Origin of the sequence: Streptomyces sp. NPDC003247, from assembly GCF_042888135.1 — a bacterium.
GTDB lineage: Bacteria > Actinomycetota > Actinomycetes > Streptomycetales > Streptomycetaceae > Streptomyces.
This window is the reverse complement of record NZ_JBIAPF010000010.1, coordinates 175,625-198,345: the sequence shown is the minus strand read 5'-3', so window position 1 is coordinate 198,345 and position 22,721 is coordinate 175,625. Positions and strand designations below refer to the sequence as shown.

Annotated in this window: 12 protein-coding genes and 2 pseudogenes; 6 read left to right on the top strand and 8 right to left on the bottom strand. The window is 68.6% G+C overall.

Annotated features, from left to right (window positions below; translation table 11 throughout):
* Positions 1 to 862 precede the first annotated feature (862 nt).
* The 5 genes from ACFYWQ_RS30660 to ACFYWQ_RS30640 form a co-directional block, all read right to left on the bottom strand.
* Complete coding sequence (locus ACFYWQ_RS30660) at positions 863 to 3,271, bottom strand: glycoside hydrolase family 28 protein (RefSeq protein ID WP_389520814.1); 2,409 nt, start codon at positions 3,269 to 3,271, stop codon at positions 863 to 865.
* A gap of 309 nt (positions 3,272 to 3,580) precedes the next feature.
* Positions 3,581 to 4,408: a carbohydrate ABC transporter permease gene (locus ACFYWQ_RS30655; RefSeq protein WP_389520812.1), complete on the bottom strand. Its 828-nt coding sequence runs from the start codon at positions 4,406 to 4,408 to the stop codon at positions 3,581 to 3,583.
* Positions 4,405 to 5,331, bottom strand: coding sequence for a carbohydrate ABC transporter permease (locus ACFYWQ_RS30650; protein ID WP_389520811.1), 927 nt, complete (start codon positions 5,329 to 5,331; stop codon positions 4,405 to 4,407). Before ACFYWQ_RS30650 ends, ACFYWQ_RS30655 begins: the two co-directional genes overlap by 4 nt.
* 61 nt (positions 5,332 to 5,392) lie before the next feature.
* The gene (locus ACFYWQ_RS30645) at positions 5,393 to 6,709 is read right to left on the bottom strand and encodes an ABC transporter substrate-binding protein (RefSeq protein WP_389520810.1); all 1,317 of its coding nucleotides are present in this window, start codon (positions 6,707 to 6,709) and stop codon (positions 5,393 to 5,395) included.
* A complete protein-coding gene (locus tag ACFYWQ_RS30640; protein WP_389520809.1) occupies positions 6,706 to 9,615 on the bottom strand; it encodes a family 78 glycoside hydrolase catalytic domain in 2,910 nt (969 codons plus the stop codon). The genes ACFYWQ_RS30645 and ACFYWQ_RS30640 overlap by 4 nt, the downstream gene beginning before the upstream one ends.
* Positions 9,616 to 10,180: 565 nt before the next feature.
* Between ACFYWQ_RS30640 and ACFYWQ_RS30635 the strand changes: the two genes are divergently transcribed.
* A complete protein-coding gene (locus tag ACFYWQ_RS30635) occupies positions 10,181 to 11,200 on the top strand; it encodes a LacI family DNA-binding transcriptional regulator (RefSeq protein WP_389520807.1) in 1,020 nt (339 codons plus the stop codon).
* A 420-nt stretch (positions 11,201 to 11,620) separates the two neighbouring features.
* Here ACFYWQ_RS30635 and ACFYWQ_RS30630 read toward each other — a convergent pair whose 3' ends face one another.
* Positions 11,621 to 12,997 (bottom strand): MFS transporter, encoded by a 1,377-nt coding sequence (locus ACFYWQ_RS30630; protein ID WP_389520806.1) that lies wholly within the window; start codon positions 12,995 to 12,997, stop codon positions 11,621 to 11,623.
* 287 nt (positions 12,998 to 13,284) lie between these two features.
* On the opposite strand from ACFYWQ_RS30630, the gene ACFYWQ_RS30625 reads away from it, so the two are divergent.
* The 4 genes and pseudogenes from ACFYWQ_RS30625 to ACFYWQ_RS30610 all read left to right on the top strand — a co-directional run bounded on the left by ACFYWQ_RS30625 (position 13,285) and on the right by ACFYWQ_RS30610 (position 20,060).
* Positions 13,285 to 14,319, top strand: coding sequence for a LacI family DNA-binding transcriptional regulator (locus ACFYWQ_RS30625; protein WP_389520804.1), 1,035 nt, complete (start codon positions 13,285 to 13,287; stop codon positions 14,317 to 14,319).
* Positions 14,320 to 14,389: 70 nt separating this feature from the next.
* Positions 14,390 to 15,436, top strand: coding sequence for an amidohydrolase family protein (locus ACFYWQ_RS30620; protein WP_389520802.1), 1,047 nt, complete (start codon positions 14,390 to 14,392; stop codon positions 15,434 to 15,436).
* A 1,284-nt stretch (positions 15,437 to 16,720) separates the two neighbouring features.
* Positions 16,721 to 19,405 carry a DUF4832 domain-containing protein gene (locus ACFYWQ_RS30615; protein ID WP_389520801.1) on the top strand — a complete coding sequence of 895 codons (2,685 nt, stop codon included), beginning with the start codon at positions 16,721 to 16,723 and terminating at the stop codon, positions 19,403 to 19,405.
* 195 nt (positions 19,406 to 19,600) lie between these two features.
* Positions 19,601 to 20,060: pseudogene (locus tag ACFYWQ_RS30610) on the top strand (DUF2199 domain-containing protein).
* 259 nt (positions 20,061 to 20,319) lie between these two features.
* On the opposite strand, the pseudogene ACFYWQ_RS30605 reads toward ACFYWQ_RS30610, so the two are convergent.
* Positions 20,320 to 21,137: pseudogene (locus ACFYWQ_RS30605) on the bottom strand (IS5 family transposase).
* 139 nt (positions 21,138 to 21,276) lie between these two features.
* Here ACFYWQ_RS30605 and ACFYWQ_RS30600 point away from each other — a divergent pair.
* Entirely contained in the window at positions 21,277 to 21,540 is a 264-nt protein-coding gene (locus ACFYWQ_RS30600; RefSeq protein WP_389520799.1) for a hypothetical protein, read from the top strand.
* Positions 21,541 to 21,864: 324 nt separating this feature from the next.
* Here ACFYWQ_RS30600 and ACFYWQ_RS30595 read toward each other — a convergent pair whose 3' ends face one another.
* Positions 21,865 to 22,326, bottom strand: a complete 462-nt coding sequence (locus ACFYWQ_RS30595) for a hypothetical protein (protein WP_389520798.1) — start codon at positions 22,324 to 22,326, stop codon at positions 21,865 to 21,867.
* Positions 22,327 to 22,721 lie beyond the last annotated feature (395 nt).

Sequence of the window (22,721 nt, the reverse complement as noted above, 5' to 3'; positions counted from 1 at the left end):
TGGTTCTCACATGATCTATCTAGAAATGACCCCGGACCCACAGTGACCGCTTATGGCGCTCTGACAGCTGAGGGCCCGATCGGCGGGTCGGCCCCGGGGTCTCCGTCTTCGGTGACCGGTCCTGGTCCATCGACATGCAGCGCTGGTAGGCGCTCTCCAAGGGCGTCACCCTCCTCAACACCACTCAGCAGGCCGGTCGTTGAGTGCTTACACGAACAGCCCCACGAGATCGTCGAGCGCTGGCTGCTGCTGACGTGACTGTGGTGCCTCTACCAGGTCGATCCGGCAACACTGCTGCTCAGCGGCCTGACCGGGATTGCGGTTCAACGAGTGACATGCCGCAGATGGTGGTCAGCCAGGGGCTGTGCGGCTGGTCCGGGATGACCGCCTTGGTGATCAGACCCAGCAACGGATCCCACGTTGATCGCCCATAACCAGCCCATGGCTGCCTCCTCGTACGGCCCGGGTACGGTACGGCAGGTGTCCGGAGGGCTCGCCGCCTGCCACCTACCAGGTACGGCCACACGACGGACGGCGCCGTACGCAGGACGACGCTCGTTGTCCCGGATCACCGGTGCTCCGGTCTCATATTGCGGCGCAGGCACGGCGTAACGGCGGAGGTGTCCTGGCCCAGTTCCCCGACCGAAGGCGGGCACGGGCTCGAGGGGTCCCGGGCGAGCAGCACATCGTCTGGCGCCGGATCGGCACCCACGACATCCTCACCGGCCCGTGACGCTGTAGGCACCACAGCTGGAGCGGAGGCGAGGGGCGCCTCACCCGCTGGCAGGCTCGGCGCCAACTCCGAAAGGCGGGACATCCGTGACCGCGGCATCCAGCCGGAGGGCCCCGTGCGGGTGGTTGGTCAGGCCGTAGCCACGGTGGCCACCTGATAGACCATCGTGTTGATGTCGATGCCGTTGTAGATGTTGACGGCCACGTAGTGGCGGTCGGTGTACCAGGCCTGGGTGTCGTCGAGGGTGATCGGGTCGGTCAGGAAGGTGCCGTCGGACTGGACGGTCACCGGGGTCGAGGTCGTGGACCGGTCGACGTAGGCCTTGACCGTCCCTCCGGTGAGGAACGTCGGGTAGGCGGCGAGGTCGATCTTCCCGGAGAGGCGGAACGACCCGGACGGCAGCGCGGTGACGACGTCCGGCGTGCCCGCGGCGGCCGCGGTCAGCGGCACACTCGTGCCGGCCGAGGTCTCGGCGGTGGTGGCGTCCAGGAGGTTGAGCGGGGTGGTGTCGTAGCTGGTGGTGGCGCCGGTGGTGGGGTTGATGTAGGTGACGTTCTGGACGACGAAGTTCTTGATGAACTTGTTCTTGGAGAAACCGGCCGCGAGGGTGCTGGTCGTGTGAAACACGGAGTTGCGGTAGTGGACGTTCTCCGCCGGGGAGCGGGAGGCGGCACTGCTGAAGACGAAAGTGGTCTTGCCGGCCGTCATGGTCGACGTCGTGTCGACGTCGTCGAGGTAGATGTTGCGGATGGCCGGGTTGTACACGTCGGCGTTGGCGAAGGGCACGGTCTCGGAGTAGTTGCTGTCGAACTGGACCAGCCCGTAGTAGGCCTGTTGGAGCGTGCAGTGGCGCATGTAGATGTTCTCGATCACGCCGCCGCGTACGGCGTTCGTCTTCAGTTTCAGCGCCATCACGAGCCCGGAGCCGCCGAAGACGTTGTCGTGGATGAAGACGTTACGGATGCCGCCGGACATCTCGCTGCCCATGGAGACGGCCGCGGAACCGCCGCCGTCGTTTCGGTACTCGGAGTCGCGGACGATGATGTTCTGGCTGGGGGCGCGCAGTTCACGTCCGTCACGGTTGCGTCCGGCCTTGATGGCGGCGCCGTCGTCGCTGACCGTGACCTTGTTGTCCTCCATGACCACGTACTGGGTGGACTCGGGGTCGAGGCCGTCGTCGTTGTTCCAGCCGGTGCGCTCGTAGCCGAGCGTCTTGTTGCTGTAGATGTCCAGGCCCCGGATGAGGACGTTGGCCGAGCTCAGCGGGTGGACGGTCCAGAACGGGGTGTTGCGGATGACGACGTCTTCGATGAGGACGTCGGTGGAAGCGTTGGTCTCGATGAACTGGGGTCGGAAGGTGGACTTCAGCGCGGTCGCGCCGGCCGGTGGGGCGACGTTCTTGACGGTGTCGCCGTCCGCGACCGGGATGGTGTCGGGCAGTTCGCCGTCGTCGGTGAAGATGCGCTGCTCGACGGGCACGCCGTCGAAGTTCATCTTGTTGAGGATGCCGGTCTCGCCGTAGGTCGCCGTGGTGCTGGTGTTCTCCACGGAGAGCTCACCCCAGTACCCCTTCTTCCAGGGGCGCCAGTTCCACATGTCCTCCTGCCCGTCGAGGGTGCCGCCGCCGGACAGGGCGATGTCGTGCTGGTTGTAGGCGTAGACGAACGGTGAGTAGTTGTAGAGGTCGGTGCCCTCGTAGCTGGTGCGCACCACCGGGTAGTAGTCGTTGGTCTTGTTGCGCATGAACTTGACGACGGCGCCGCTGTCGATGCGCAGGTTGACGTTGCTGAGCAGGGTGATCGCGCCGGAGTAGTAGGCGCCACCCGTGTTGCGGGAGGCGTCTGCGGGGAGCTCGACGATGCCGCCGCCGGCATCGTGGCAGTCCTTGATGGCGGCGTTGATGGCGTCGCCGTAATACCAGACCTGCTGGGAGGCGTAGACGAGCGGCGAGCTCGTGTCGGAGGCGTCGCCGGCCTCGTTGCCGGTGGCGTACGTCTCGGTGGCCTCGCGGACCAGCGCCGCGTAGGCCGGACCGGTCGGATCGCAGACGCGGTTGGGGAAGACGGGGGTGTGGGCGTTGACCTTGCTGTCGGTCTTGTCGTAAATCTTCTGGTTCCAGTACACGCCGTCGCGCTTACTGGCCTTCGAGTCGTGGATCGTCAGGTCGTAGCTGCCGGTGGTGACACCGTCCTCGGCCACGACGGCGAGGGTGTCCCCGGTGGTGACCGGGCCGTCGGTCTTCGCCTGGCCGTCCACGCCGACGACGGTGCGGGTCTGGGGTGATCCGTCGGGGGTGGTGAGTTCGGCCAGCAGCTCGGGCACGGTGGCGCCGGTGCGGACCTGGAGGACGGTCGTGCCGACGTTGTAGACGACGGGGTGGGTGACGGCCTTGGCGACCACGACGGTGCCGGTGGACTGCACCACGCTCGTCGTTTCCGCCGCGGCGGGCAGGGAGGTGGCGGTCGCGAGACAGGTGGCGGAGAGGCAGGCGGCCACGGCCGCCCCGAGCAGTTTTCGTGGAGGTCTGTGCGGGGACATGGGTGCGACTCCAGAAGAGTGGTGGATGTCGAGGTGTTCGACGCGGCGGGCGGGCCGGTCTGTCCCGGCCGGCGCGGGCCCGCCCCCGCTGCCGTGGTTCAGGCGGTGATCAGGGTTTCGCCTCCTGGGGACAGGCCGGAGACCGGGCCCTCCGTACCCTGAGGGGGGCCTCCGGCTGAGGGGTGGCGCCGAGGGGATGCGGCGTCAGATCCGGTGGAACCGGGGGATGCTGCGCACGGTGACCGGCACGTCGGTCTCGCTGGCCGGCGCCGGACTCCGCCGCGAGGACGGTGTCGGCGGCGGGGCGGCTCATCCCTTCACCGCCCCGGCGGCCATGCCTTCGACGATCTTGCGGTTGAAGAAGATGAACATGATCAGCGGGGGGATCGTGACCAGCAGGATGTCGGCGAACAGGAGGTTGTACTCGGTCAGGTACTGGCTCTGGAAGTTGAAGAGGGTGAGCTGGACCGTGGGGTACTGGTCTCCGGGCAGGAAGTAGAGCGGGTTGGCGAAGTCGTTGTAGACGGTGACGGTCTGGAGCACTGTCACTGTGACGATGACCGAGCGCAGGACGGGGAAGATGACCTGGAAGAAGGTGCGCAGGGGCCCGGCGCCGTCGAGCATGGCCGCCTGGTCCAGTTCGACGGGCACCGTCGCGATGAAGGCGCGGAAGAGCAGGATCGAGAAGGGCAGCCCGTAGGCGACCTCGACGAGGATGAGGCCCTGGATCGTCTTGAACAGGTGCAGTTCCTGGAGCACCCAGATGGTGGTGACCACCGAGGGCGGCACGATGAGGCCGGACAGCACCACGAGGTTGATGATCCAGTTCCAGCGGCTGCGCCTGCGCTGCCAGACGTAGGCGACCATCGCGCCGAGTACGACGATGACCGTCACGGACACGGCGGTGAGGAGGATGCTGTTGACGAAGGCCCGGATCAGCATGTGATCGCGGCTGGCGATGACCGTCTGAAGGTTCTGCCACAGCACGAAGTCGGTGGGCCAGCCGAAATCCAGCGTGGCGGAGTCCTGGGTGGTCTTGCTCGCGGTCACGGCGATGAATGCGAACGGCACGAGGAAGAACGCCCCGCTCACGACGATGGCGGCCAGACCGGCGCTGAGTGACTTGATCCGGTTCACGACTCCACCTCACCGCGGTTGAGGAACCACGACAGCGGGACCGCGAGCGCGGTCACGACAAGGAACAGCACGACGTTGCCGGCTGCGGACAGGCCGAAGTAGCCCGCCTGGTACTGCTTGTAGATCACCGAGGAGATGACGTCCGAGGTGAATCCGGGGCCGCCCTTGGTCATCGCCCAGATGAGGTCGAACGACCGCAGACCGCCGATGAACGACAGCAGGATCACGGTGCTTGTCGCAGGCCGCAGCAGGGGCAGGGTGACGTGGCGGAAGGTGTGCCAGGCCGACGCACCGTCGACCCTGGCGGCCTCCTTGTACTCGGCGGGGATGGACACCAGACCGGCGATGTAGATGACCGTGGCCAGGCCCACTCCCTTCCACACGTCGACGAGCGCGACGGAGACGAGTGCCCAGCCCGGATCGACGAGCCAGGCGGGCCCGTCCACGCCCACCTGGCCCAGGACCCTGTTGACCAGGCCCTTCTCAGGGTTGAGCAGGACGGTGAAGGCGAGGCCGATACCGATCGTGCTGACCAGCGTCGGGAAGAAGATCACCGACCGCAGATAGCCGCGGGCGAGGATCGTCGAGGTGAGCATCATGGCGACGGCGAGGCCGAGGACGACCTTCAGCGTGCAGGTGATCAACGCGTAGACGACGGTGTTCTTCAGACCGATCGAGAATTCCTGCTGGTCGAAGAACGTGCGGAAGTTGTCCAGGCCCACCCACTCGGAGGTGAAGAGGTCCCACCTGGTGAAGGCGAAGTAGAAGGACAGCAGCGTCGGGACCAGGAAGAGGGCGAGGTAGACGACAGCGGGGACGAGGTAGAACCAGTGCGGGTAGGGGCTTCGGGATCTCTTGACCCGTCGGGTGGGCGGTGAGGGGGTCGCTGCGCGGGCTGGAGCCGTCAGGGTCTTGGTGGTCATGGCGGTCGGGCCTTTCAGGGGCGCGCCGCCGGCCCGGGGGCCGGCAGCGACGGGCGGTGGTTCAGGAGGCCCAGTTCAGGCCCAGCTGGTCGGCCTGCTTGCGGACGTCCTTGTCGTAGTCCTCTGCGCCTTCCTCGGCGGACTCGATGCCGGAGCCGACCTGGATGCAGATCTGCTCCAGGTTCGGACCCTTGACGGGCGAGCTGAACTCCAGGGCGAGCGACGCCTTGTCGGCGGTGATGTAGCTCTGGGTGTCCTTGGCCACCTGGCTCGCGTCGTCCGGGAGGGAACACGCCTTGACCATGTAGGGGCCGGTCGGCGCGACGTCCTTGGTGAGGGCCTCACAGCCCTTCTCGGAGGCGACGAAGGCCTGGAACTTCCGCGCGGCCTCCAGCTTGGTGCCCTTGACCGTCTTGGGGATGAACAGACCGCTGGGGGCCCACGTGGTCAGTCCGAAGGACGAGGCGTCCGTGCCCGGGATCGGGAAGATGCCGACGTCGTTCGCCTGCTCGGGGGCCACCGTGGACAGCGCGGCGGCCGAGGCTCCCACCATCGGGTACTGCACGCCCTTGCCCTCCGCCAGCATCTTCAGGCCGTCGTTGAGCTTGGCGGAGCGGTAGTCGGAGTTGAGGTAGCCGCCCTTTCGCAGGTCCTCGATGTGCTGGAACCCGGCCAGTGCGGCCTTGTCGGTGGCGTACTTGACCTTGCCGGCGGTGTAATCGGTCGCGAAGTGGGGTTCGGCGGCCTCCACGTTGTGGTAGTCGCCGAGGACGAACACCTGCGAGGTCCAGGTCTCGCCGTAGGTTTGGATGACCGCGGCCAGGCCCTCCTTCTTGATCTTGGCGTTGTTCGCCATGAACTCGGCCCAGGTCGTGGGGATCTCCAGTCCGAGGCGCTCGTAGACCTTGGTGTTGTAGAGGATCCCACCGCCGGAGGCGAGCCCGAAGGGCACTCCGTAGACCTTGCCCGAGCTGGTCGCCGCGGTGGCGAAGTCGTCGGCCAGGGCCGACTGGACGCTCGTGTCGTCGAGGGGGGTCATCGTCCGCTCGGGCTTGAGGGACTGGAGCAGGGAGCCGGTGTTGTAGGTGAAGACATCGGCCATGTCACCGGTGGACAGCTTCGTCTTGACCGCGTTGTCGCCCTCGGTGCCGGCGGGGCGCGTCTGGATGTCGATGTGGATGTCCGGGTTGGCGGCCTCGAAGGCGGCGACCTCGGACTTGGCCATGGCCACTTCACTGGCGTCGTTGCCGATCAGGAAGGTCAGCGAACTGCCGTCGCCGTCGCTGCTGCCGGACGGCGAGGCGCAGCCGGCGAGCACGCCGGCACCGAGGGCGGAAGCGGCAAGCAACGCGGCCGACCGGCGGAAGGGAAGGTTCACTTCGATTCTCCTTGCAGGGCTCTTTCACGCGAACGCGTGGAGACAGGGGGGACAGCGAACGGTTGTGCGGTGCCTTCGTGGCTGGAGCCGAGGAGCCTGTCGACGCCCTCGCGCAGTGGGTGGATGTCGATCGCGCCGCGCGCGCCGAGAGCGTCGGTGAGCTCATGTGCCGGCGCGTCGAACCAGGGGGCCAGTTGTGCGGCGACCCCGGGTTCGTCCGGGGTGCCGCCGGTGAGGTCGGCGACCAGGTCCACGACGCCGTCCCAGAGGCCGGGGCGGTCCAGGACGTCGCGGACGGTGGTGGGCGCGGGGAGCGCGGCGGGAGCCGTCACGGGGTCGGGCAACTGCCAGGTGTGGCTGCCGTGGCCGACGGTGACGGCGCGGTCGTTCCCGGGAAGCCGGACCTCGGCCTCCGTGCCCACGGGGACGGTGACGGCGACGTGGAGAACCCCTGATGCCCGTCGCCAGGCGACGGAGGCCGCACCGTAGGGGGTGCGGTGGCACGCGGTGGCGTGGGTGAGTTCTGCACTGGGGCGGGGTTCGACCAGGATGCGCCGGTATCCGGGAGCCGCGGGTGCCAGACCTGCGACCGTGCGGTGCAGCCAGTCGGCGATGGCTCCGAGGGCGTAGTGGTTGAACGAGGTCATCTCACCGGGGTTCACGCTGCCGTCGGGGAGCAGGCTGTCCCAGCGTTCCCAGATCGTGGTGGCTCCCTGGGTGACGGGGTAGAGCCACGACGGGCACTCCGTCTGCAGCAGCAGGCGGTACGCCACGTCGACGTTGCCGGTGCGGGTCAGGGCGTCGGCGACGAGAGGGGTGCCCAGGAAGCCCGTGGCGATCCGGAAGCCGGAGGCCCGTACGCGGTCGGCGAGGCGTCGCCCGGCGGCTTCGACCAGGAGCGCGTCGTCGAAGAGGTCCCACATGATCGCCATCGCGTAGGCGGTCTGGGACTCCCCGATGACACGTCCGTCCGGGGTGACGTAGGCGTGGCGGAAGGCACGCCGGACCTCGGCCGCGATCCGTTCGTAGCGCTCGGCCTCCTCCGACAGGCCGATGACGGCGGCGCTCTCGGCCAGCAGCCGCACGGAGTACGCGAGGTAGGCGGTGGCCACCACCTCCGGAGGGGTCTGGGCCCGCAAGGGGTTGTCCGCCGGTGCGGAGGGGTCGAGCCAGTCACCGAACTGGAACCCGCCCTCCCACAGCCGTCCGGGCCCGGCGAGAGCCAGCACCCGCTCCACCCAGCCGCGCATGCTGGGGAACTGCCGCCGCAGGATCTCTGCGTCGCCGGTGCGCTGGTACAGCGTCCACGGCACGACCACGGCCGCGTCACCCCAGCCGGCCGCCGGGGTCGTGTCGCCCCAGATGTCGGGCACGACCAGGGGGACGGATCCGTCGGACAGCTGCTCCGCGCTCAGGTCCCGCAGCCAGGAGGACAGGAAGGCGGCGCAGTCGAACAGGAAGAGCGCGGCGGGTGCGAAGACCTGGATGTCACCGGTCCAGCCGAGACGCTCGTCCCGCTGGGGACAGTCGGTGGGGATCGACAGGAAGTTGCCCCGGGTGCTCCAGACGATGTTCTCGTGCAGCTGCTCCAGCAGCGGGTGGGAGCAGCTGAACCAGCCGGTGCGGGGCAGGTCTGAGCCCAGCACCACGGCGTCCACGTCGGCCGCCGACACATCGGGGAGCCCGTCGATCCGGGCGTACCGGAAGCCGTGGAACGTCAGGGACGGTTCGAGTTCGCCGGCCGGGCCGGGCGGAAGGTGGAAGACGTCGGTCGCGCGAGCGGTGCGCAGCGGGCGGACGGCCAGTTCGCCGTTCTCCAGGACCTCGGCGTGGCGGACCGTGACCGTCGTGTTCTCGCGCCTGTCGCCATGGCGGATCCGCAGTCGCCCGGTGAGGTTCTGGCCGAAGTCGACCAGTGTGCTGCCCGCCTCGGACGTCCACAGCCGCCGCGCGGGTACCACCTGGGTGGCCCGCACCGGCCCGCCCTCCTCAGGCACGAGGGTGCCGAGGTCGAGATCCAGGACGTCGACAGGATGCACGAAGGCAGTCCCGTCTTCGGCACGGCCGCGCAGGTCGGTGACCTGGCCGTCGTAGAGGTCGGCCGAGAGGATCTCGCTGTCGCACGCTCGCCAGGAGTCGTCGCTCGCCAGCACGATCCGGGTGCCGTCCTCCAGCGTGACCTCAAGCTGCGCGAGCAGCGCCAGCCGCTCGCCGTACAGGGCACGGCCGTCCACCCCGAGGCGTCCGCGGTACCAGCCGTCCCCCAGGAGTACGGAGAGTGTGTTCTCTCCGCGCTTCAGCAGGGAGGTGACGTCCAGGACGTGGTAGCGAAGCCGGTGGTGGTAGGACGTCCAGCCCGGCGCGAGCTCCAGGTCCCCGGCGCGCCGGCCGTTGACGAACGGGACGAACACACCGCGCGAGGTGATGTAGAGCCGGGCGTTCGCCGGGTTTTCCGGCAGAACGATCCGAGCGCCGAGCAGCGGTGCCGGCCCTCCGGAACGCCCGATGTCCCGGGGGCTGATGAGGCGGGCGCTCCAGTCAGAGGTGTCGGCCAGTCCGCGTTCCCCGTAGGCGGACGGTCCCCACTGCCCCCATCCGGCCTCGCCGCGGACGCGGACGCGGACGCCGAAAGGCTCACGTGAGCGCAGTGCAGAGGCCGGCCACCGGACCAGCGTCTGACCGGCGCCCTCGAAACGGAAACTCTCGATGGCTCCCTGCCGCTCGACCTCGATCTCGTAGCCCTCCTGCACGTAGGACGCAAGGGCCTCGCCCACTGTCCAGGAGAGCCGCGGTGTGGCACTGGTGACGATGACCCGTCCCGGGCCCGTCGCATGCTCGATGCGAGGAGCTTCGGGTACGGGGATGAGGGCGGCCGACAGCTCGGCCGGCTCCTGGGAGGTGTGCACGCCGATCCTTCTGTGCTTCAGGAAGTTGCCCGGGGGTTTCCACGTTGTGTGGAATGGTTTACGCGGCGCGACGCTAGACGGGTCGCACAACGTGCGTCAAGAGGTCGGAAACGGCAACTTTGAGCCGGTCACCCGGGAAGCCCCTCACGATCCACCGCTGCGACTGCGACCCGAGGGCTTCCGGACAAGCAGCACCCCCGACCGCCGCGCGAGAGGCCACTGGCCGGAGTGTGCACCGACGAACGCCCGTAGCAGCTGGACACGGCGGAGCGAACCACCAGTTCAAGTGGACTGGTACAGGAAGATCCCACGGGGGCCGTCCGCATGGCGACCTGGCCCCCTGGACCGCTTCCGGCCCGCACCCGCTCCGCGGCCCGGGGGCGGCGAGCGAAGCCGTACCTCCACATTCAGCCAGGCTCGGAAGGCCTCTCGAATGCGTGGAATAGTTTACGCTGTGGGGTGCGTACATCGACTTGTCGAGCAGCCGACACTGCGCGCCCTCGACTCTGGAAAACTGAGGGACGCGTCGTCGGGCGCGTCGTGGATTCGAGACCGGGAGGCGGAAGTGGCGTCAACGAGGCCGCGGCAAACGACCATCGAAGACGTGGCCCGCCGCGCAGGCGTGTCCAAGTCCGCGGTCTCGAAGGTCCTCAACAACGCCTACGGTGTCAGCCCCGAGATGCTGGAGAAGGTCAACCGGGCCATCGAAGATCTCGGCTACCGCCCCAAGGCGGGTGCCCGCGCCATGCGCGGGCGCACCTACACCGTCGGCGTGCTGCTCGTGGACATCGGCTCCCCCTTCGCCCCCGTGATCGTCGAAGGGATCCAGGAAGAGCTGGAACAGACGCCCTTCGAGGTCATCCTCGCCGCGAGCACCAACGAGGACCAGCGGCAGCGCAGATCGGTGGAGACCCTCATCGACCGCCAGGTCGACGGACTCATCATGGTCGCGCCCGCGGTCGGCCAGGACTGGCTGGAGAAGATCGCCACGCAGATCCCGACCGTCGTCATCGCCCGGCACGGCGGCGGCCGCAACTACGACAGCGTCGTCGACGACGACATGGTCGGCGCGGACCTGGTGGTCGAACACCTCACCGCGCTCGGACACCGCTCCATCTGCCACATCGCCCCGCCTCCAGGACCGTTGAAACGGCCTCAGATCCTCGCGCACGCCGCACGCACCGACGGCTACGTGGCAGCCATGCGCAGCCGGGGACTGGAGCCGGACGTCGTGTACACGTCCTTCACCGAGGACGGCGGCTACCAGGGCGCGCAGACGGCCCTGCGGCGGGCGGAGCGGCCGACGGCCATCTTCGCCGGTGCGGACGTCGCCGCCCTGGGTGTGCTGCGGGCGGCGCATGAGCTGGGGCTGCGGGTACCGGAGGATCTGGCGCTCGTGGGCTATGACAACACCCGGCTCGGCGCACTCCCCCAGATCGGGCTGACCTCGGTCGACCAGTCCGGCCGGATGACGGGGGCGACCAGCGCCCGGCTGCTCCACGAACGTATCTCGGGACGGACCAACCCCGTCCTGTTCTCCATCACGCCGACCCTGGTACCCCGTTCCACCTCGCTGAACGCTTAGCACCCGGTGGTGCTTCACCATCGCCGCTCGTCAGGGGCGCGTGGGAGGAGGCAGCTCAGAGGGGGGCTTGGCCGGCCGGCAAGGAGCCGGGCAGGGGCTGCTGTACGTGCCGCGTCAGCGGGCCGTGCACCGGCGGGGTGCAGACCGGAGCGCCGCCGCCGAGCCCGCGAGCCGCAGACGCTGGGACGGTTCGAGCGCGTACCTGGCTTTGACGCGGGCGCGGCGCCGCCCGCGCGGCACCGGGGCTTCTGTTCAGCGCGTCCGGGGTGTGCCGCAGCTGCTGCGGCACACCCCGGGCGCCGGCGAGCCGTTGGCCTCGCTCGCTCAGGTCAGCAGGTGTATGAGGCCTGGCAGTGTGCCGTACGTGGGGCAGGCCCTTGTGCAGGCGGCGGTGCGGTTCGGCCGGAGGGAGCCCGGCGGTCAGGGGGCAAGTTCTTCGAGGGACTTGTTCTTGGTCTCCAGCGCGAAGAACGCGGTGACCGCGGCGCCGAGCAGGGAGATGACGGCGAAGGCGGTGAAGACGTACCGGATGCCGAGGCCGCTGATCATCCAGGCGACGAGGAGCGGTCCGAGCGAGGAACCGGCCCGCAGCCAGGCGCTGCCGAAGCCGGTGCCCAGAGCACGCAAGCGGGTGGGGTAGAGCTCGGCGGAGTAGAGGTAGAGCGAGAAGGCGACGGTCTGGAGGGCGGCATAGGCGAGCGGGGCGATCAGGACGACCTGCGTGGCGGAGGTGGCTCCGAGGGCGGTGAGAGCGAGAAGGGGCACGGCGGCGACGAGGAAGGCGATCGTGTACCAGCGTCTGCGGCCCACCCGGTCGATCGCCAGGGCGCAGAAGACAGAGGCGGCCACACCCACGGCCGAGGTGATCCAGCCGTAGTAGACGGCCGTCTGCACGGGCAGGCCGAAGAATTGCTTGTACAGCGTGGGCAGCCAGGTGATCAGGCCGTTGTTGACGGTGTAGACGCACACCCACAGGGCCCAGAGCATCAGGGTGCGCCTGAGGTAGACGCCCTGGAACAGCTCGCGCCAGTCGGAACGTTTGCCGGCCTGTGCGCTGACCGGCTTCACCACAGGCTCGGCGAGGGTGTGGCCGTGCCGCACAGCGTCGTGCTCCAGCATGGTGACCACGGCGTCCGCGTCGTCGAAGCGCCCGCGGGCGGCGAGCCAGCGCGGGGACTCCGGCATCAGGCGGCGCAGCGGGACGGTCAGCAGAGCCGGGATCAGGCCGACGACGAACAGGGCCCGCCAGCCGAAGTGGGGCAGCAGGAAGTAGCCCGCGACGCCGGCGAACATCAGCCCCACCGGGAAGATCACTTCATAGAGCAGGAAGAACCGGCCGCGTTTGCGTCCGCCGACGAATTCGTTGATGTACGCGCTGGCGACCGGCACTTCGCCGCCGGTGCCGATGCCCTGGACGAAGCGGAACACCATCATCGAGGTGCCGCTCCAGGCGAACAGGCAGGCGACGTCCATCGAGACGAACAGCAGGATCGTGATGAGCAGCGTGGTCCTGCGTCCGATGCGCTCGGCGATCGAGCCGAAGAACAGCGCGCCGACGAGCTGGCCCAGATAGCCGGCCGAGAGAATCATGCCGGTCTGTGCGGTACTGAGGTTCCACTCCGTCACCAGGTGCGGCATGGCGAAGGCGATGACGAGCACGGTGTAGGCGTCGAAGAAGGTGGCGCTGCCGATGACGACCCGGATCAGGGTCAGCCGACGGGCTACCGGAATGCGTTCCAGGCGGGCCAGGAGCACAGCGTCGGTGGTGTGCGTCTGCGGGGAGGCGGAGTGGGTCACCGTGCGCTCCCGTCGGTGTGGTGCAGCCGGGGGCGGCGGACCTCCGCCCAGCCCGTCACTGGCCGGGCTGGGCGGGAAGAAGGCGTGATCATACGTGAACCACCTTGTTCACTCTGAGGACATGCTCGGGGGATGTCGGCCATCGGGTGCGGCCGGGGTGTTGCGGCAGTCGGTCCATGGCGTACTGTGCATTCGATTGCACGAACGACTGCATCATGAGTGCGGGTTTCTGCGTGCGTCAACCCCTTGGACCATGTGAAAGATCGAGTCGGGGAGGAAGGACCGCGATGACGCAGCGACGGACAGCGGGCGGCAAACGGCGCCGCCCGACCATGGCGGACGTGGCACGGGCGGCGGGCGTCAACGCCTCGACCGTGTCCCGCGCCCTGGACAGCCGCCATCCCTTCTCGCGCAGCGAGAGCGCGGACCGCATCCGCCGCATCGCCGAGGAGGTCGGCTACACGCCCGACCCGTCAGCCGCCAGCCTGCGCAGGCAGAGCACCCGCACCATCGGCGTGCTCGTCCCCCGGCTGACCGACACGGTGATGGCGATGCTGTACGAGGAGATCGCGGCCGCCTGCCAGGAGCAGGGGCTCTTCGCCCTGGTCGCCACCACAGGGGACTCCTTGGACGCAGAACTCGCCGGGGGCCGCCTGCTGCTGGAGCGCCGCGTCGACGCGATGATCTTGACCACCGCCCGCCTGGACGGACCGGGAATGCTGCTGCCGCTCCTCGCCGAGCAGGAACTTCCCTACGCGCTGGCGATGCGCACCGACGGCCGCGGCCCCGCCGCTCTCGTCGACGACCGGCTGGGCGGCTACCTGGCCGCCCGCCATCTGATCGATCTGGGACACACCCGGCTGGGCCTGGTCGCCGGGCCCGCCTACGCCTCCAGCGCCCGGGGCCGTGAGGAGGGCTTCCGCCAGGCGCTCGCCGAAGCCCGGCTTCCCGTGGACGACACACTGGTGCGGCGCTCCGGGTTCTCGATGGACAGCGGTGAACAGATCGGTGCGGAGCTTCTCGCCCAGCCCCACCCGCCCACCGCCGTCTGCGCGGTCAACGACAACACTGCCATCGGTGTCATGGCAGCCGCCCGGCGCGCGGGACTGCGGGTGCCCGAAGACCTCTCGGTCGTCGGTTTCAACGACACCCCGGTCGCCACCCGCTTCCCCGCGCCTCTGACCAGCGTCCGCGTCGCCTTCCGTGAGCTGGCCCGCGGCGCGGTCAGCCTGGTGCAGCAGGCCATCGACGGCAAACCCGCCCAGACCCTCACCTACGCCCCCACCCTCATCCCCCGCGGCTCCACAGCCCGCCGCCCCTGACGGCACGCCACACCCCTCCCCCTCGCCTGCTCCTTCACCCCACGCCTCCGGCACAGAGAACGGATCAGCCATGCCTGAAACACGCGAGAAGCTCGACGCCTTCTGCCACATCCTCCCGCGCGCCTACGCGGACCGGCTCTTCGCCCTGGACGGCCTCCCGGCCATAGCCAACCTGCGCAAGCGCATCATGGCCATCCCCTCCCTGGTCGACCTGGACGTCCGCTTCCGCCAGCTCGACGAGTTCCCCGGCTACCGGCAGATCATCAACCTCGCGGCCCCGCCGGTGGAGGACCTCGGTGCCCCCGCCCTCTCGGCCCAGTACGCCCGGACCGGCAACGACGGCCTGGCCGAACTCGTCGCCGAGCACCCCGACCGCTTCGCCGGCTTCTGCGCCGCCGTCGCCCTCGACGACGTCGACTCCGCCCTGGCCGAACTCGACCGCGCGGTCCGGATGGGCGCCGCCGGCGTACAGATCTACACCCACGTCCAAGGCCATCCGCTGGACGAGGAACGCTTCGAGCCCTTCTGGAAGCGCTGCGCCGAGCTCGACCTCCTCATCCAGGTGCACCCGTGCCGCAATTCCAGCTGGGCGGACTACCCCACCGAGGAACGCTCGAAGTACGAGATCTGGTGGACCTTCGGCTGGGAGTACGACCTGTCCGCCTTCATGGCCCGCATCGTCTTCTCCGGGGTCCTCGAGCGCTATCCGCACCTGAAGTTCCTGATCCACCACGGCGGCAGCATGATCCCGCACTTCTCCGGCCGGGTCGGCCCGGGCTGGGACCAGCTCGGCTCCCGCACCCCCGCCCACCAGCAGGAAGACGTCACCGGTTACCCGCTGACCAAGCGTCCCATCGACTACTTCAGGATGTTCTACGCCGACACCGCGCTCTTCGGCGCCGCCCACGCTCTGCGCTGTGCCGTCGAGTTCTTCGGCCCGGAGCGGATCCTGTTCGGCAGCGACTCCCCGTACGACCCGGAGAAGGGCCCGGGCTACATCCGCTCGGCCATCGCCAACGTCGAGGAACTGGACCTCACCCCCGGCGAGCGGGACGCCATCTACGGGGGCAATGTCCGCCGCCTGATCGGCTCCCGTCTGACGTCGCCCGTCTCCTGACCGCACCGCTCCGCCTTCGTGCATGGCCCCACGGCATCCGGCCATGGCCGGACACCGGCATGCCGAGACCCGCGGAGCTCCGCTTGCCTCCCTGCCTGCCGGGCCGAACCCCTGTCGCGCCAGACGCCCGGAAGGGGCCGCCGCATGTGCGGTGGCGGTCTGCCGTGCCGGGAGCACACCCTCGACGCCCGCTCCCGGCACGGCCACAACCTGAACGGTCGACGCGCGGATCCGACGCACGCCAGGTGGTCCCCGCGACGGCCGGCGGAGCATCAGCCGGTGGCGGGCCCGGCTGGGCCCGCCACCGACTCTCCGGGCGGTGGTCTCGGCCTGTTCTCCCTGCGGCGGGCCGGGGTATGCGGCTGTCCGGCCTGGCCGCCCTGCTGTCGGGATGTCTGTTCTCCGCACGGCATCCGGCTCCGGGCCCGTGGCGCCGTACGCCTACCGTGGCCCACTGCGCCCGGCAAATTCTGTGGAACAGTGCACGAGAGGTGGCGACCATGTCAGCACACCCGAACACGCGCGGACAAGGCTCGTGCACAGCTTGGATGAGCGAGCCAGGTGCGCCCCCTCCCGCCCTCCGGGCTCGACACGGCGCCGGACCGACTTCTCCCCCCGTGCAAAGAAGGGAGGACCCGACATGCTTCCTGCGCCGGCGAACTGCCCGGCGCAGCGAAGCAACGCGCCTAACGTGCAGATCGGCAGCCGTCGGCCGCGCAACTGAAGCCAGCCCCCGAAAGCCCGCGCCAGGACCGGCGGCGGCATGTCGAGTGCATACGCCAGGGCCCCGGCCCCGTGTGCTTCGATGACCAGGCCGCAGAAGCGGCGCACGCACCTTGACACTAAAACACACGCATCCCTACAGTCTCGGTGTGGAACAGTACACGCCGTTAATCGGGCAGTTACCTGTTTGACGGACTACCAGGAACGCCAGACGACGCACTCCGCTCATCCCGCCGGAACGTTCTGGAGCTCTTCATGGGCCTGGCAGGCACACACCGCCCCGACCCGGCCCGTGAACTCACCGTCCCGGTCTGCGAGCCGCCGCGCGCGGGACTCCTACCTCGCATGCAGTCCCGCCACCGATGAGCCAGGCGCGCGCAGGCGTGCCTTCTGACGGCCTGTGCAGCAGCCGGTCGGTACTCCCGTCGAAGAGAGAGCGTCCCTGCCGCTCCGCCCCTTCGCCCCTTCGCCCGCCCTGCGGCCGTATCCGTCCGGTGCGGCCCCGCTTCCCTCCCGCGGCAGCTGCCGCAGCCGGTGATCCGACCCGTTAGGCGAATGACCATGACCTCTCCCCTCAGCAGACGCACCCTCGGACGGCTCGCGGCCGCTTCCCTCGTCTCCGCAGGCATCGGTGCGTCCACCCGGGCCCACGCCGCCGACAGCAAGCGCGTCCAGATGGTCCCCGCGGAGTACTCCGGCGCCCTGAAGAACCCTCTGATGGGGTTGGTGGCCAAGGACTTCTTCGTCAACACCACCGACCCCGCGTGCGCGGAGGACCAGCCCCTGGACTACATGCCGTGGGCCACCATGGTGATGACCTACATCCCGTGGGATCACCTGGAGGACGACGCCGACGACTCCGTCGAGAAGATCTCCGCCTATCTGGACCAGCGGTGGCGCGGCAAGGACTCGAGCGGCGTGTGGCGCCCTTACGAGGAGTACGGGATCAAGGTGATCCCGCGCCTGTACCTGAGGTTCCCCGCCGAGACCTCCGGCAACACCGGGAGTTTCTACGGCTTGGGGGGCGACCACTGGCCCGCGGACCTCAGCGCCGGCGACTTCACCAGCTCCGCCTTCGACGCCCGGCTGAACAGGATGATCCAACGGCTCGGCACCCTCTGGGACGACGATCCGCGCGTCGCCTACATACAGATGGGGGTCTTCGGCACCTGGGGAGAACAGCACGGCACGGCTCAGCCGCCGAACCTGGAGACCTACTTCAACCAGTACTTCCTCAACAAGCACGTTCAGATCCGGTACTACAACAAGTCCCAGTGGTCCGACTACACGAAGTTCGGCCACTACAACGACAGCATCGGCGACCTGACCACCGCACCGAACTGGGCCTCCAAGCCCATCGGCGGCGAACCCGCCTACGACTACAACGGATTCACCGTCCACGGATACAACACCCGTGAGACCTACCTCGACGAGGACTACACCAACAACACCGCGAACCTGGTCCGTTCGGCCCACGCCGTCTACCTGACGTGGGCGGGCGACTACAGCTACGGCTCGCGGTGGACCTCCTGGGACGCCGAGGGCGCGCGGGCGGCGTATCTCGCCGACAAAGCCACCATCGACAGCGGCGCCGAGAAGCTGCAGAAGGAACTGGGCTACCGCTACGTCATCTCATCGTTCAGCTATCCGAAGAGGATCGACCCGGGTGTGCCGTTCGACGTGTCGTTCACGGTGAAGAACACCGGCTCGGCGCCGATGTACTACAACTGGCCGGTCCAGGTCAGCCTCAAGGACCCGACCACGGGGCAGATCGTGTGGAGCGACACGTTCGCGGACACCGACATCACCACATGGCAGCCCGGATCCGGCTACCCGGCCTTCGACAAGAAGAAGAGCGGGTCCTGGAGCGAAGCGGTCGCGAGCTACTCCACCCCACCGGCCGAACACACGGAGACCGGCACGTTCACGGTGCCGAGCACGGTGCCCAAGCCCAAGACCTACATCATCCAGCTGGCGGTGCTCGACCCCGGCGGCAACGTGCCGAGCCTGCGGTTCGCCATGCAGAACTACACGCAGGGCGGCTATCACCCCATGGGGCAGGTCGGCGTCGGCAAGACCCCCTCGCGCACCGTGATCGACCCGTCGTTCTTCGACGATCCGGCCGTGGACGTGGGGCTGCGCTACTACCGGCCCGGCCAGGAAGTCCCCACGGCACCCGCGACGCTGGACACACTCCGGATCTCCGGGCCTCAGATCCTGGTGGCCCAGAACGGCGAGGGGTACGACCTGGAGAACCTGCTGCTCAGCGGCACCGACACCCGGACCTACCCACACGGCCTCGACGCGGCGACGGTCAAGTGGTCCCTCGCCTCCGGATCCGCTCACGCCTCGCTGTCAGGCAGCAGGCTCATTCCGAGCAGCGTCGGCACGGGCACCGTCGTAGCCGTCCTGAACGGCGTGACCAGCGAACCCTTCGCCTTCGAGGTGTCCGACGAGCTGGGCACCCTCTCCGGCACCGTGACCGCCGGCTACGGCAGCCTCCTGGCAGGTGTCACCGTCACCATCGCCTCCGCGTCCCGGACGTACACCACGAGCACCGACACCGACGGCGCCTTCGCCTTCAGCGACGTCTTCGCCGACACCTACACGCTGACGGCCGGCAAGACCGGCTACACGGACACGGTCACCGAAGACGTCACCGTGGAGAAGGCGAGGGCCTTCACCGCCGATCTGGTCCTCGAACTCGTCACCGGCGGCGACTTCTTCGACGACTTCAGCAGCGGCACCGGCAACTGGACGGCCGGCACCGGCGCCTGGTCGATCAGCGACGGCGTCTATCACCAGACCACCGTCGGCGGCAGCAACTCCTGGCGCTACGCGTCCACCATCACCGGCAAGGTCTGGCAGGACGCCACCTACGACGTGGACATCAGCTACGACGGCAGCGGACAGAACTGGGCGGCCCTGCTGTTCAGGAAGCCCGCCCAGAGCGACACCATCAACACCGGCGGATACTTCGTCGACTGGCAGTACGGAGGCAAGATCGAACTCGGCCGCGCCGGCTCCACCGTGGTCGTCCTCGCCACCGCGCAGCGCACCACTGACTGGAGCACCGCACACCATCTGCGGGTCGTGACCCAGGGAAGCAACATCAAGGTCTACGTCGACGACGAATCCAGCCCCGTCATCGACGTGGACGACTCGACCTCCCTGTTCGGATACGCGGGCGTGGGCGTATCCGGCGCCCAGTGGGGCTTCGACAACGTCCAGGTGACGGAAGCGTAGTTCTCACGGTCCGAGCAGCCGGCACCCCGATCCGGCCGCCGACCGGAACAGATGCGGCGGACGCGGTACGCACCGCGTCCGCCGCCGCCTCCCCGTCCGAGGTGGTTCCGGCGCCTGTCGCTAAGCTCCACCGCCATGACCAGTGAACTCGGTTTCACCTGCACGTGCTGCGGGGCCCAGCACCTTGAACTGCCGATGAACTACACGGCCGAGGCCCCGGCCGTGTGGGATCCGGCCTTCGTCGGCGCCGACGACTGCCTGCTCTCATCGGACCAGTGCGTGGTCCGCGGGCAGCACTACTTCGTCAAGGGCCTGATCGAGATACCGGTCATCGACAGCGACGAGGTGTTTTCCTGGGGGGGTCTGGGTCTCGCTCAGCCGTGAGAACTTCTCCCGGGCTGCAGATCTGTGGGACAGGCCCGACCGCGAGGCGGAGCAGCCGTACTTCGGCTGGCTCACCACCGACCTGCCGGTCTACTCGCCCACGACCCTCAACCTGAAAACGCACGTCCACACCCGCCCGGTCGGTGAACGCCCCTACGTCGAGCTTGAGCCCACCGATCATCCCCTCGCCGTTGAACAGCGTACGGGGATCACTCTGGACCGCGTGCGGGAGATCGCGGCGGCCGTACTTCATGTCAGCGGTGGTGAGTAGCGATGATGACCGACAATCCGGTATCACCGATTCCAGTCGCACCTGTCGGCCTGAGCCGCCGGGCCCGGAGGTTCATCGAGGTGGACGGCATCCATGTCCCCCGGCAGGACATCCGGCGTCACTGCGACGCGTGGATCGAGTGCGAGATTCCCGCTGCGGAGATCACCGGGCCGCGGCCTTCCAGGACCGCTGGGGCAGCCTCGCCCTGCCGCCTGCTCCGTTCTACGAGGGGGCGCATTCCGCCCATTTAGAAGGTGTCTCACGTGGCGAGCTTTGCGAGTTTCTTGTAGCAGGTCAGGGCGGCTGCGAGGCCGAGGAAAGCAAGGAAGTGGGAACCCTTTCGTTCGTATCGCACGGCGAGTCGGCGGTAGCCGAACAGCCAGGCGATCGACCGTTCGATCTTCTAGCGGTGCCGCCCGAGCCGCTCGCCGGACCCGATTCCCGGGCGGGCGATCCGCGGGATCAGGCCCCGACTGCGGAGCCAGGCGAGGTGGCCGGCGGAGAAATACGCCTTGTCGGCGCGGACCTTGACCGGTCGCCGCCGGCGCGGTCCGCGCCTGGAGCGGACAGCGGGTATCGCCAGGATTAGCGGCTTGAACGCCTGGCTGTCGTGCAGGTTCGCCCCGGACACCGCAACGGCTAGCGGGATGCCCTGAGCATCGGACAGGACGTGCAGTTTGCTGCCCTTCTTGCCGCGATCAACCGGATTCGGACCGGTCAGGGTGCCCCCCTTTTCGCCCGGACGGAGGCCGCGTCGACGATCGCCGAGGTCCAGTCCACCTCGCCTCTGGCACCGAGTTCATCCAGTACCGCCCGGTGGAGTCGGCGCCACAGGCCCGCCTCGGTCCACACTGTGAACCGGCGATGCGCCGTCGCGGGAGACGTTCCGAACGCCGGCGGCAGATGCCGCCAGGCGCAACCGCTGGTCAGCACGTACACCACCGCAGTGAACACGGCCCGCTCGTCGCACGGAGCGGTCCCGCCGCCCTGCGGACGAGCAGCGAACGACGGCAGCAACGGGGCGACCAGCTCCCAGAGTTCATCAGGAACCAGCCGCCGTGACAGATCAGCACCCACGACCGGCATCATGCCGCACAGACATTACGCCACGTGAGACATCCTCTTAGGCAAGGCGAAATCTCCGTCCCGGCACGCTAAGCGACGCCCCGAGGAAAAGCCGCTGCCGCCCGGGCCGCGCCGCTGGGAGACTGCGGGGATGACCACGCAGCGGCTGCCGTTCCCGGTTCCGGACGAACGCGCACACCTCTTCGCCGCCGGCTACGCCGACATGCACGACCTCGTTGAGGACCTGGTCGTGCCCGCCGACGTGCCCGAGGCCGCGGCGACCGTCCTGCGTACGGCCCGCGAGCTGCTGCGCCAGTCGTACTACTGCTATGAGTTCTCCACCGTGGCGGTCATGCACTCCCTGATCGCGGTGGAGATCGTGCTGCGCGACCGCATCCCCGACGCGGGCACGTAGCCGCTGCACCACCTCATCAAGCAGGGCCCCGACGACGGGATCCTGACGGCCCGGCAGGCGGAGTACCTCGACTACGGCCGGCAGATCCGCAACGGCATGGCGCACGGCCAGACCACGCACGCGGCGATGCCGCCGACCATTGCGGTGCCGATGGTGACGACCTCGTTCGCGATCGTCTCCGAGCTCTGCGCCGGTGTCCTCTGACACTGATGTCGGACCGACTGCCATCAATGTCGGACCCCTTCTGGCGCCCCTGCCTTCCCCCTCGGCACGCCACATCCGGAGGCGGAGGTCGCCACAAACGGAAGGACGAACCTCAGCGGCCTACCGGATCTCATCGCGGGTGGCGTCGACGAACGCCGTGACCGCGACCCGACATAGGCGGGTCAGCTCCTCCGATTCCTCGGGAGTGGCAGCGTTGTAGATACGGCGGGCCGCATCGAAAGCTTCTTCGGTGAGACGGTGCACGCGTGGATCGCTGGTGAGGAGGAGAACGCGATCCATGGCCTGCCTCGCTTCGCTTCGCCGGTCGAACAGGTGAAGGCGCGCCGCTTCGAACTCTTCCGGCGGTTTCTGCCTGTAGTGCCAGCGCCGCAACTCAGCGTTGGCTGCCACGATGACCGCGGCCGCGTATTGGCTGTAGGCGTTGATCCGTTCCAGGCGCAGGTCCCGGTCCCGCGCTGCCTGATCGGCCTCAAGCACTGCTCGCCGCTGGAAGAGATGAGTGAGGAGCGCGCCCAGCGGAGTGCCAGCAACAGCGACGCTGACAGTTACGACTTCCCCCATGGAGCCCATGGCCGCACGAGCGTAGCCAGCTGTCAAGTGCCGCGTGCGAGCGGGAAGCGCCGGCCTTTCTCCACCGCGCGCAGCTGCTCCCAGTCAACCTCGGGGTGAGCTTGCCATCTGTCCCTCGCGTCAACCGAGAATCTGTCTGCGGTAATTCAACGCTGTCACTGGCACTGACGACGAAGTGGGCGTGGACCAGAGCTCTCCAGGTGGCACACGTCGGTGTTCCGGCGCGCCTTACATACCCCCAAGGCCGCAGGAACTTCCCTCGACGCGGGACCGCCGGTCGGGGGGAGTACTGGGGTGTGGCGGGGCAGCGTGGTACCAGGGGCCTTCGCCGGCCCCTGGACCCCGCTGCCCCGCCACTTCCCGGCGCGAATCCGTTTCGTCGTGGC

What these genes read in the sequence shown, in the direction of transcription:
- ACFYWQ_RS30660 (WP_389520814.1), bottom strand. Translation starts at nt 3,271, where the DNA reads ATGTCCCCGCACAGACCTCCACGAAAACTGCTCGGGGCGGCCGTGGCC.
- ACFYWQ_RS30650 (WP_389520811.1), bottom strand. Translation starts at nt 5,331, where the DNA reads ATGACCACCAAGACCCTGACGGCTCCAGCCCGCGCAGCGACCCCCTCA.
- ACFYWQ_RS30625 (WP_389520804.1), top strand. Translation starts at nt 13,285, where the DNA reads ATGACGCAGCGACGGACAGCGGGCGGCAAACGGCGCCGCCCGACCATG.
- ACFYWQ_RS30620 (WP_389520802.1), top strand. Translation starts at nt 14,390, where the DNA reads ATGCCTGAAACACGCGAGAAGCTCGACGCCTTCTGCCACATCCTCCCG.
- ACFYWQ_RS30615 (WP_389520801.1), top strand. Translation starts at nt 16,721, where the DNA reads ATGACCTCTCCCCTCAGCAGACGCACCCTCGGACGGCTCGCGGCCGCT.
- ACFYWQ_RS30600 (WP_389520799.1), top strand. Translation starts at nt 21,277, where the DNA reads ATGACCACGCAGCGGCTGCCGTTCCCGGTTCCGGACGAACGCGCACAC.
- ACFYWQ_RS30595 (WP_389520798.1), bottom strand. Translation starts at nt 22,326, where the DNA reads ATGGGGGAAGTCGTAACTGTCAGCGTCGCTGTTGCTGGCACTCCGCTG.